The following is a 12,317-nucleotide window of genomic DNA, read 5'->3' on the forward strand; positions in this document are numbered from 1 at the left end:
TAATAATATACTTATATACCAGATGATAGAAAAAGTTAACGGGGTAGGTGTTTATAATGATTGAAAGTCTTGCCATCAATAATTTCAAAAAATTTGAACATATTGAATTGAAAAATCTTGCTCGAGTCAATATATTTGCAGGAATTAATAATGTAGGCAAGACATCTGTGCTTGAAGCGGTTTTTGCGTATGCATGCGGCAGGAATTTGTTTCCACTCCTTTCGAATACGGTTCTACATAGATTATCTGTAGGAGACCGGGACCAAATCCGAAGTCCCTATCCCTGGATGGAGATGATTTGGAATACTTTTCATGATAAAAGAAATGTCAGAAATTTCAATTTCTCTTTTGAAGGGCATATCGATGGAAAAGAGATGCAGGTTAATCATCACTTTACTCCAAGCAGTATTTTTGCGGACTTCCTGCCTAATGAAATGGGATCGTTTGGTGATACTGCATTTATGCGTGTAACCACGGATGAGATAAAGAACACGCAGCAGAATCTGGGGGCTCCGGTTTTACAGATTCTGGGAAGATGGCAGACGACGATTAACGGGAAAGAGGGAAATCCGGTAGAGATTACATACCCGCTCCTTTCGCCGGCTCTGCCGGCAGAGCCGCTTATTTTGGCGAAAATAGATGACATCTTATCTCATAGAAATGAAAATGAAGATAGAAAGATTTATTCCTTTCTTTCCCGTGCGGGACTTCTTCCACAGATTACAAAAGAAATAAATCAGTGTTTCCCGGAACTACAGCTTACTTCTATTGAAAATATACCTTATCCCGATGGTACCGCTGCTCCTATCAGCGTAAGACTGGATGGTAAGGGAACATATCCTTTGTATACGTTGGGCGATGGACTGCGCCGCTGGTTTCATCTTATCGGCAGTATGCTGGTATATCATGACGCGGTGCATTGCATAGAAGAAATCGATGCTACCTTCCACCATAAAGCGCAGCAGGAATTGTCATGTGAACTGTTAAAGTATGCTAAAAAATATAATAATCAGCTGTTTATTACGACTCATAACAGCGAATATCTACAGTCTTTCCTTACCGCTATAAGAAATGATTCTGTAGAAGGTGATGCATCATTGGAAAAAGATGTACGTGTCTTTACGATGCGCAATATGGGAGAAGAAACGAAGCTGCGTGTGCTTGATGGCAAAGAGGCATGGAAAGCGGTAGAAAGCGGATTGGAGCTCAGAATATGACAGGAATCATACTTTGCGAAGGTTTGACAGACCAGGTGCTGCTGAGTAAATACTTCTGCGGACGATTCGGCTTTGCTTTTGATTTGAAAAGTACTCAAAAAGCAATAAAATTAGATGCTGTCGAGGAAAGCAGTGTCTATAGCAGAAAAAGAGCGGAATTTCTTTATGTTTCTCAAACAGGAGGGAAATCCAATCTGTCCCGGGCGCTTGCCGATATCTTAGAAATGAATCGATTGGATGCGGGTTTATTTTTTGACTACATTGCTGTCATCACGGATCGTGACAGTGATAAAGAAGCGGCTGACTTAACAGAAGAATTGCAGAAGGTTCTGAAAAATTATGGCTCTATGGAGAATGAGCAATCTTCAGACTGGTATACATTGAACATGGAGACAAAGGGATTTCAGGAAAAGAAAAAGGTTAGATTTCTTACTATCTTTATTCCTCTTGATCATCCTGGGGCTCTGGAAACTTTTTTGCTTGATTCATTATCGAAGAAGAAAGAAAACCAATATATTGCGCAGGAATCGGTAAAATTTGTGGATTCTTTGAACCGTGCCCATGAGGATAAAGAAGAGGCTTTTCCCCAAGGGGTACTTTCCTCTCGGCGCCTGCGTATCAAAGCACCATTGGCTGTGTTCTTCGGTGTAACCAATCCGGAAGGTACATTTAAAAGGTTTGAAGATTTCTTGAATGCAGTTGATTGGGCAAGCTATGAAAAGATACATCAGGGATTCCAATCATTTGACTGTGTAATGAATGGCAAGATAGAGGAATAGTGGGTCAAGTGTTCACCGACGAGTTGCTGGCTGTTGGCTTCCGGCTGACGGCTATCGGCTTCTGGCTGACGGCTATCGGCTTCCGGCGTGCCTTCGGCAATCCCCCCCTCGCCACTGCGTGGCCCTCTCCCCCCTGACAAGCAGTGGGGCGCAAGAGAGTATATAGGCGCTCGCCACCCACCCTTGGACAGGGGTGGGCAAGGGCGTAGTGCAGACTTCCGGCTGCCGGCTGACGGCTCCCGGCTTCCGGCTTCCGGCTTTCGAATCCTCAGTCCCGGCTCTCGGCTGTCGACTTCCGGCGTGCCTTCGGCAATCCCCCCCTCGCCACTGCGTGGCCCTCTCCCCCCTGACAAGCAGTGGGGCGCAAGAGAGTATATAGGCGCTCGCCACCCACCCTTGGACAGGGGTGGGCAAGGGCGTAGTGCAGACTTCCGGCTTCTGGCTCCTGGCTCCCGGCTGTCGGCTTCTGGCTGCTGGCTGACGGCTATCGGCTTCCGGCGTGCCTTCGGCAATCCCCCCCTCGCCACTGCGTGGCCCTCTCCCCCCTGACAAGCAGTGGGGCGCAAGAGAGTATATAGGCGCTCGCCACCCACCCCTGGACAGGGGTAGGCAAGGGCGTAGTGCAGACTTCTGGCTGGCGGCTTGACGGCTATCGGCTATCGGCTGTCGGCTGTCGGCTGTCCGCTGGCGGCTATCCGCTATCCGCTATCCGCTGTCCGCTGGCTGTATGCCCGAAAGAGGAAGGCCGCCAAAGGGGGCATTATAAAACTTGCGGCGAAGCCGCCACCACTACCCTCGGCCTGCAAGGCCGTCAAACTTAAGAACCTTAAGAACCTTCGGGACGAAGTCCCGTCAACCTTCTTAGTGTAAAATTTTACTCGGTAGGGGAATTTTTCCAGAAACAATAAAAGAGGAAAGCCTCCCCTTGAGTGGAAATGTTATAATTTCCGTGCACAAATAAAACAAAGAAAGGGCTTTCCTCATGGATATTATAACAAAAACTGGAGAAATTTGGAGTGAAAATGCAATTGGTGCAGTCATTTCTCTCATTAAGGAATCTGATGACTCTATCGAGGCTGAAAGGAAGCTAACTCATTGGCTCACTGAAATGAACTGTCAGCTTATAGCTATGGCCCTGGCGCGTATTGACGCTGAGCTGTATCAGATTTACAAGGTACAGGGGTGGCGTGTGGCGCGCCGGGACTCTAGGACGATTTGCTGCCGCTATGGAGAGCTGACCTATACCCGACGACTTCTGCAGAAAAAAGGGAAGACCTTCTATCCTTTGGACCGTAAAATGGGCTTTGAGCCTAGAAAACACTACAGCTTGGGAATGATTGAGCGGATTGTCGAGGCTGTCGCAATTACCACATCTCGCAGTGCCAGCGAACTCCTGCAAAGCCTGGCGGGAATTACCATCTCCCATCAGTCTGTTATCTCACTCAAGAACTATGCCGGTAAGAAGGCGAAGACTTATGAAAAAGCATTGGCAGAAGAGGAAAAGGTTGAAAAGCCGACACAACCGGAAATTATAGCGATTGAAGGAGATGGAATTGTACTCAAGAACAAGGAGAAAGGCGGCGTTTCGGAAGTGCACCGCCTCCAGGTATATGAGGGAGTCAGGAAAAATGGCAACAGGACAGAACTGGTAGGACTTCGCTGCTTTGCATCTACCAGCAGAAAAGAACTTTTTGCAATGGTAAGAAGCTATCTGCTTGGGCACTATGACCTGTCTAAGACCACAGTGCTGTCGAATGGGGATGGAGGGTCCGGATACCAGTTTCAGGACTTTGAGCAAATGGTAGAAGGCTGCCTGGATCACCAGCACTTCCGCGACTGCTATCATGTGCATGAAAAGATCCGGACCCGGCTCAGCTTCTGCAACAGGAAACTGATAGACCGTATTATCCGAGAACTTCACCAGAGCGACGATATTATGAAACAGATTCCCGTATGGATGGATACTGCCCGGAGCTGCGCCCGAACAGAGGCGGATTTGGAGGAGGTAGACAAGCTGCAGAGCTATCTGGAGAGAAATGCTCCCTATATCCCCAGCCTGAGTCAGCGCGGCATCCATACAGAGATTCACCTGGGGACTGCAGAAACAAACCACCGGTTTTACAGCTATCGCATGAAGCGGCAGGGACGTAGCTGGTCCAGCGAGGGAATGGAGTGTATGGTTTGGGTATTAACCGCCCGGAAGAATAAAACACTTACAGCAGCTCTCCTGTACCATGCTAATGGGAAAAGCTACAAAAAGATGGATAGAGCCATGCACAAGGCTGCGGTGCAGGCAGAGCGTAAAATCGCCCAGAATGTCCGGAATGAGGCGCAGAAGCGTAAAATGAGAAACTATAGGCCGGGATGCCTGGAGGGACGTATAGGCGTTTATGGAGCTTCTTCTTCACCAATGGGGAGACTGGCCAGAGCTATACAGAAATACTGATAAAGCCGAAGCCACGGAGATAGTAATTATCGACAGTCAAATGAATTACCGAGGAAAACTTGACACTTACGTCAACCTTCGCGCCGTAGGCGCGTCCTATTGACATTTATTCACGGACAGTTTAAAATAGCTATAATTTCAAAGAAGCAGGGAAGAGAAGAGTACCCGTGCAGGAATGGCAAAGAGAGCTCCCACTGGTGAGAAGGAGCACAGGAAAGCATGGAGAAGATGGCCTCTGAGCTTGATATGCTGAATGGTGAAGCAGTCCGGGAGTCTCCCGTTACAGAGACAGGGTATCAAGGCATGGCCGGCGTACCTGTGAGGTCTTTCCGGTGACGGAAAGATGAAATTGGGTGGTAACACGAGGATCTCGTCCCTTAGGGGACGGGATTTTTTTATTGCATGTATGCTTTTACAAGGAGGTTTTCATTTTGCCGATTAAAATTGCCGACGGTTTGGACGCTGTTTCAGAACTGAAGAAGGAAGGAATCGTAACCATTGGAGAAAAAAGGGCCCGGACCCAGGATATCCGTCCCCTTCATATACTGATTCTGAACCTCATGCCCATCAAGAAACCGACAGAAGTACAGCTTCTCCGCCTGCTGGGGGATACGCCGCTGCAGCTGGATGTGGATTTTGCCCGTATTGCTTCCCGGGAAACCACCCATACGGACCGGTCCTATCTGGATGAAAATTACCTTACCTTTGATGATATTAAGGACAGGAAATATGACGGCTTTATCATTACCGGGGCGCCGGTGGAAAAAATGCCTTATGAGGAAGTGGATTACTGGCCGGAAATGCTGAAATATTTCAACTGGGCTGACAGCCATGTGTTCTCCACCCTCCATTTCTGCTGGGCCGCCCAGGCAGGGCTGTATCGGGACTATGGGGTAGAAAAGAGAATCCTTCCAAGGAAACTCTTCGGTATTTACCAGTACAATCTCACCCTGGCCTACCATCCGCTTCTCCGGGGCTTCGATGACCGCTATTTCATCCCCCAGTCCCGTCATACTTCCATTGACGATAAAAAAGTGGATGCCACGCCGGAACTCACCGTTCTTTCCCGGTCCGAGGAAAACGGCATCAACATCATTTCCGACAAGGAATCCCGCCGCATTTTCGTGCTGGGCCATTTTGAATACGACCTGCGCACCCTGGAATGGGAGTACAAGCGGGATAGGGAAAAGGGACTTCCCATCCGTCTGCCGGAAAATTACTATCCCTACGATGATCCCCAGGAAAAGCCCCGTTTCGTATGGTGCAGCTATGCCCATCTGTTTTACCATAACTGGCTGAATTTCGTATACCAGGAAACGCCCTACAGTCTGGACAATCTCATGCCTTTCAATGTACATAATCCGCTCCACGGGAATTAATGGGCTGGTGATCTAGTGAGCTAGTGTACTGGTGGGGCAGTGAGACAGTGAGACAGCTATCCGCTATCGGCTGTCGGCTGTCGGCTTTCGGCTTCCGGCTGCTGGCTCCCGGCTTTCGGCTGTCCACTGTCGGCTGGCTGTATTCCCGAAAGCAGGGTGGTGCCTGCGGCGCCCGGGTTCTATCGTTCGTGTGCTTCGCACCGAACGATGGGTTCCGCCAGCAGAGCGGGCTGGTTCAGAGGGGAGTTATAAATGCTGTGTAAGTCCTGCATAGGACTTACAAGTCAGCCAAAGCTGGTTTCTAGGGAAGCACTGCCTATGGCAGTGAAAACCTTCACAACCGGGCTGGCGCCCGATGGAAATGCACCCCTTTTGGTGCTGACGCACCACCTTTCCCCCGGAGGGGGAACTTTTCTTGCCGCTTAGCTCAGCCTCATGAGCAACCACAACCCTCGGGCCAAAGGCCCGTCAAACTTAAGAACCCTCCGGCCCATAGGGCCGGTCCATCTTAAGAACCTTTTTCACAACCTTTTTGCACAACCCTTCTACACAACCTGCGGCGAAGCCGTGCCCCTTTGCACCCGAAGGGTGCCAAACCCTCTGAGCCTTTTTTTAGATAGGAGGATCCCTATGAAAAAACTATTTCTTTTCTTAGCTCTGCTTCTCGGTATTACGGCGGCCGTGACAGGCTGCGGACAGGAGAAACAGACATCGTCCGTTCTTCGGGTGGGCATGGATGCAGCCTATCCGCCCTTTGGTTTCCAGAATATGGACACCAAGGCCTATGAAGGTTTTGATGTGGACATTATCAATGCCATTGCGAAGGAAGAGGGACTCTCCACGGAAATCAGAAATGTGAATTTCGACGGTCTCATTCCGGCCCTGAAGTCCGGCGACCTGGATGTGGCTATCAATGACATTACGGTCACCGAAGACAGGAAGCAGTCCGTCGATTTCTCCAAACCCTACTACATTGCCGGCCTGGGCGTAGTGGTAAGGAGCGACAATCAGGATGTCCGGTCAAAGGCTGACCTCTCCGGTAAAACCCTGGGCGTCACCATCGGCTCCACCGGTGAAGAGGCGGCCCGGAAAATCGAAGGGGCTAATGTCCGCACCTACAGCACCCTGAGCGATGCATTCCTTGACTTGAAACAGGGCGCCGTGGATGCCGTGGTCAATGATATTCCCACCAATGAATACTACGTGGCGAAAACGGAAGACCATTCCGTCAAAACCGCACCGGTGGCCCTGTCTACCGAGTACCTGGCCATTGCGGTGAAGAAAGGAAATAAGGACCTTCTGACTAAAATCGACGATGGCCTGGCTAAAATCAAGAAGAACGGAGAATTTGCGAAAATCTATAAAAAGTGGTTTGGTAAAGAACCGCCGGAAGAAATTGTGAAATAGTGTACTTAGTGAGCTAGTGAGCTAGTGAGCTGGTGGGACAGCTGTCAGCTATCGGCCATCGGCTTTCCGCTGACTGCAGGACTCTTCCTGCCGTCCACTTGTCATCCTCGTATAGTATGTGTAGGGCATGAAGTCAAATACTTCCATTGCCCATCTTGATGGGTAGGGAATCCTGGTGCTACGATGAAAGTAACATGGAATAGCTCAGAAGACGACCAAGTCATCCTGCGGTTCTACCGCCAGCTCAGTATTCTCGCCTGGCTCTTTCTCCCATTCTGCCTACTTCAGAATTTGCGGCCCCGGGCGGAGCTTCTTCCAGTAAACGATTTACCTCCACGGGTGATTGCCTATTAACGAGATTTTAGAGGGAGTTTGAGATCAGGATTCCTTCTCCTATTTCATGAATGTTGCCAGGAAGGAGGTGCGATTATGAAACAATATGAATTACTCCATTCTTTGTTTGTTGGTATAGACGTTTCGATGAAAGAGAACGTTGTGCATGCGATGCCTTTTTCCCCTGAGGACCATCCTGGGCACGCGCATCTGCGTTTTTCCGCTCCTAACACTCCTGCTGGATCTGTAGGAATTGTCGAAAAAGTCAGTGACTTCTTGAAATTCTATCCTGATGTCATACAGGTTGTCATTGCGTTAGAGGCTACTTCGGTTTATTCTTTTCACCTGGCAACATTTCTGTCCGTTGCACATTTTAACGGACACATCCCAGCCATCGTCTATTCCGTTAATCCCAAAGAGATTCATGCTTACAAGAAAACTTTTACGGATGTAGGGAAAGACGACTATGTCGATGCCATGGTTATTGCCGATTATGCGCGTTCCAACAAAATCCGGTCACGCCCTTGGAAAGGGCCAGAACTGCTTGGCTTGCGGGTACTTACACGTTTGAGATTCCGCATCGCCAAACTCATGGGAATAGTGAAGAACTCGACCGGAAACAGCATCTACCTTGAATGCAGCGGACTTATGACAGGAGAGAATCCCTTTTGTAATGTATGGACCACCACCTGCCAGGAGCTGCTGACAACCTTTCAGGGCCCTGATGAAATCCTCAGTCTGTCCGATGAGGAACTGCTCAATTTCATCACAGAAAAAGGACACGGAAGATTTTCCCATCCTTTAGATGTCGTCGAAAAAGTGAAGAAGGCAGCCCGCAATTCCTATCGGTTGGACAAAAGGGTTTATGAGCCACTGACTTCGGGATTATCCGTGTCCTTTTTCATTATACACTCTCTTGAGGCTGCAATAAAGAAATTGGACAAGTCCATTGAGACAATGGCCAAAAGTTTTTCAAGCGACTCATATCAGATCCTGCTGTCAATCGACGGCGTCGGACCAGTCATAGCCGGAGGGCTCCTAGCGGAAATTGGCGATATCAAGCGGTTCAAAACCGATGATGCCCTAGCTAAATACATAGGATTAACCTGGAGAGGAAAGCAATCCGGTCAATCAGAAAGCCCGGTTAAGCATCTGTCAAAAGCCGGTGATGTGTATCTCCGCTATTATGTGCTCTTAGCTACAGGACAGATCATAAACTACAGCGCTAAATATCGCGAGGCATATGAACGTATTCGCAGTCGTAAGACCCTATTTCCATACAGGGCCGCACTCAATCTCGTTGCTCGAAAGATCGTCCGGCTGATCTTTACATTACTGGATAAACATCAGCTGTATTCCGATAACAAAGTAATGGTAACGTTGGAATAGAAAGATCGAACGCCGGAATATATTCGAAAAAATCAATTTACCCGGTGGTGTGTTAAGGTTACACTTTTTTAAGAAAAAATAATAAATTTCTTCAAAAAAAAGACTTGACCTATGACCAGAATCCTGAGCGCCAGCGAAGGATCTCGGTGCATGGCGTAAGTGAGACCAAAGCCTGTAAATACCGGTCGGCGGGAAGGCTTTCGGCTTCCCGCTGTGGGCTGTCGGCTTTCCGCCGAGCACCGTCATTCTGAACGCAGTGAAGAATCTCGGTGCATGCCGTTAGTGATACTAATGCCGGTAAATACCAGTCGGCGGGAAGGCTTTCGGCTTCCCGCTGTGGGCTGTCGGCTTTCCGCCGAGCACCGTCATTCTGAACGCAGTGAAGAATCTTGGTGAGTACCGCTAATGGCTCCTGCTAGCTCACTAGTCCACTAGTCCACTAGTTCACTAAAGAATACCAGTCGGCGGGAAGACATCAGACTATCAGACGACAGACATCAGAAAACAGTATTCTCGAACGCAAGAGGGACAATCCCGCCGCCTTTGGCGGCATACAAAACTTATCGCCCGTAAGGGCGATACCACAGCTCTCGGGCCCGAAGGGCCGTCGCCCCCTGAGCGAAGCGAACACAACCCACCGCCGACAGGCGGCCACAACCTTCGGCCCGGAGGGCCGTCAACCTTTCCCTTCACAACCCTTCTACACAACCCGCGGCATCCGCCGCGTCCCTTTGTGCCCCAAGGGCAGAAAAACCCTCTGAACCCGGCCGCGAAGCGGCCTTTGATAAAGGAGCTATTATGATAGAAGACATCTTAAAAAAATATCCATTCATCGTGCTGGACGGCGCATTTTCCACAGAACTGGAAAGGCAGGGCTTTTCTATTCATGATGAGCTCTGGAGCGCCATCGCCCTCTATGAAAGACCGGATCTGGTGAAGGCGGTGCATCGTTCCTATTTCGATGCAGGCAGCGACATTGTCACCAGCGCCAGCTACCAGGCCACTCTGGAGGGCTTTGAGAAGAAAGGCTTCTCCCGCAAAGAGGGAAGGGAGCTCCTGATTCGCTCTGTGCAGCTGGTGCAGGAGGCCAGGGATGAGTTCCTGGCAGAGTCATCGCCGGAAAGAAGGCCGGTGCCGCTGGCAGCGGCTTCCGTGGGACCCTATGGCGCTTTCCTGGCCGACGGCAGCGAATACAAGGGCCATTACGGCAAGACAAGGGAAGAACTGGCCGATTTCCACCGGGAACGCCTGCATATCCTGGCGGAAGCAGGTCCCGATATCTTTGCCTGTGAAACCATTCCCTGCCTTCTGGAAGCCCTGGCAGAGACAGACGTGCTGTCGGAAATCAAGAACGCTTCCGCCTGGGTTTCCTTTTCCTGCAAAGACGGCCTCCATACCTGCGGCGACGATTATATCGGCGACTGCGCTAAAGCCCTTGACCCCATCCCCTGCGTAAAGGCGATCGGGGTGAACTGCACAGCGCCGGAGTATGTGGAATCCCTGATTCTGGAAATCAGGAAATATACTTCAAAGCCCGTGGTGGTCTATCCCAATTCCGGTGAACATTACGACCCCTCCGGCAAGACCTGGGGAGGGGCGGCAGCGGATTATGCAGACTTTGTGAAAATCTGGCAGAAAGCCGGCGCCCGCCTCATCGGCGGCTGCTGCCGCACCACGCCGGAAGATATAAAGAAAGTGGCAGCTTTCCGGCAGGAACTGATGGGACAGCAGCGGGACTGATGACCGGATGACCGCTGTCGGCTATCGGCTATCGGCTGTCGGCTTACGGCTGTCGGCTGTCCGCTGTCCGCTTACGGCTGTCGGCTATCGGCTGTCGGCTGACTGTATGCCCGAAAGAGGAAGGCCGCCAAAGGCGGCATTATAAGACTTATCGCCCCCTAAAGGGGAAACGACTCACTACATTTTGCGCGTCGCTTCGCTCAGGGGGCCGCCGATTGGCGGTCAGGACCGCGATGGAGCATCCTATTGGTGCTCTGCCCCGTACACCCTTTGCCTCTTCGAGGCGTTCCCCTCAAGGGGAAACGAGAAGTATGGAGAGGAAAAACAGAGAGTCATATACTTCATGTACCATTCCGGTGTGTCCCCCTTTGGTGGCTGGCGCCACCACCTTTCCCCCTCTTCGAGAGGGCACTATAAAGCTCCGTTATGCTGTGAGCGACTTATGAATGGAATGCTTCGCGGTGTTTTATTCGGCCCCCTGAACAGGGGTGGCAAGGGAACACGATTCGTAAGGAAGCGAAGCGACCTGAGAATCGTGTGACACGCTTTCCCGTGGAGAAGTCCGGCGCAGCCCGGATAGGGGGTGGCGAGCGCAGCGAGCCAGTCAGCAGAATGGTTATTTTGCCATATGACACAGAAAAGTAAATCCCGTAACGCTGACTTTATAAGCATTGCCGCAGAGCGGCAATCCGCAACCCTCAGCGGCAGAGCCGCTGTCGCCCCCTGAGCGTAAGCGAACACAACCCTTCTACACAACCTGCGGCGTAAGCCGCGCCCCCTTTTTTTATAATCTGCGGCGAAGCCGCCACCACAACCCTCGGGGCCAAGAGCCCCGTCAAACCTAAGAACCCTCCGGCCCATAGGGCCGGTCAATCCTAAGAACCTTTTCCCATCATGCGGAACCTTTTGAACCTTTTCCCTTCATCATGTATAATAAAGCCATCATAGCGAGGTCTTAGTATAAAGGAGCAGTGAATCATATGCAGGGCGGCGACGCAGACGAGTTTATTGATTATCTGAATGACGGGGAGGCTTCCGTGAGGCACCGGGGGTATGTGTACCGGTTCTCGGGGCTGAAATTTCATCCCGGAAGAAATACCTACAGTATCAGTGTGGAGAAGTACCGGTTTTCCAAAGAGCCCTTTGAGGAGTTCATGGAGCTGGTCTACTATTATGAATCCGATGATGGTGATGATGTGCTGAACCATGTGACGGAAGATATTCTCTGGGACGGGAAGACCTTCTACGAGCTGGAAAAGGCACTGACCTGGATTGACTGGTAGTAAAATTTCTCTTGACTTCATGATTTCCCGATGGTATATTTAATGCAACTTCATAAAGGCAGTGAAGAGAAGAGTACATGAAATGGTCCGGCCAAGAGAGCTCCGTTGGGTGAAAGGGAGTGCGGACGGTTTGATGGAAGATGGCCTCTGAGCCTGGTGCGCTGAATGATGAAGCGGCCCGGGAGCTCCCGTTACAGAGACAGGGTATCAAGGCTTTGGCCGGCGTACCTTATGAGACTGATGAAGTGATTCATTGGTGAAATTGGGTGGTAACACGGTCCTCCGTCCCTTTCGGGACGGGGGATTTTTGTTTTGTATATTTTTAACATATTATATGCAGGAGG

General features: G+C 50.4%; 8 protein-coding genes. All 8 read left to right on the forward strand.

Going from position 1 to position 12,317, the window contains the following annotated elements; genetic code table 11:
* The first annotated feature begins 56 nt into the window (after positions 1-56).
* Positions 57-1,217, forward strand: a complete 1,161-nt coding sequence (locus NW747_RS04610) for an AAA family ATPase (RefSeq protein WP_273188180.1) — start codon at positions 57-59, stop codon at positions 1,215-1,217.
* Complete coding sequence (locus NW747_RS04615) at positions 1,214-1,996, forward strand: DUF3226 domain-containing protein (RefSeq protein WP_273188181.1); 783 nt, start codon at positions 1,214-1,216, stop codon at positions 1,994-1,996. Before NW747_RS04610 ends, NW747_RS04615 begins: the two co-directional genes overlap by 4 nt.
* A gap of 982 nt (positions 1,997-2,978) precedes the next feature.
* Positions 2,979-4,442, forward strand: coding sequence for an ISLre2 family transposase (locus NW747_RS04620; protein ID WP_273186528.1), 1,464 nt, complete (start codon positions 2,979-2,981; stop codon positions 4,440-4,442).
* A 431-nt stretch (positions 4,443-4,873) separates the two neighbouring features.
* Positions 4,874-5,821: a homoserine O-succinyltransferase gene (locus NW747_RS04625; protein WP_008860568.1), complete on the forward strand. Its 948-nt coding sequence runs from the start codon at positions 4,874-4,876 to the stop codon at positions 5,819-5,821.
* Between the two features lie 630 nt (positions 5,822-6,451).
* Positions 6,452-7,228, forward strand: coding sequence for a basic amino acid ABC transporter substrate-binding protein (locus NW747_RS04630; protein ID WP_273188182.1), 777 nt, complete (start codon positions 6,452-6,454; stop codon positions 7,226-7,228).
* Between the two features lie 429 nt (positions 7,229-7,657).
* The gene (locus tag NW747_RS04635) at positions 7,658-8,950 is read left to right on the forward strand and encodes an IS110 family RNA-guided transposase (protein ID WP_273186860.1); all 1,293 of its coding nucleotides are present in this window, start codon (positions 7,658-7,660) and stop codon (positions 8,948-8,950) included.
* 798 nt (positions 8,951-9,748) lie between these two features.
* Positions 9,749-10,690, forward strand: a complete 942-nt coding sequence (gene mmuM / locus NW747_RS04640) for a homocysteine S-methyltransferase (protein WP_273188183.1) — start codon at positions 9,749-9,751, stop codon at positions 10,688-10,690.
* Between the two features lie 980 nt (positions 10,691-11,670).
* Complete coding sequence (locus NW747_RS04645; protein WP_008860572.1) at positions 11,671-11,973, forward strand: hypothetical protein; 303 nt, start codon at positions 11,671-11,673, stop codon at positions 11,971-11,973.
* The last annotated feature ends 344 nt before the right edge of the window (positions 11,974-12,317 follow it).

Source organism: Dialister succinatiphilus (genome assembly GCF_928721695.1).
Classification (GTDB): domain Bacteria; phylum Bacillota; class Negativicutes; order Veillonellales; family Dialisteraceae; genus Dialister; species Dialister succinatiphilus.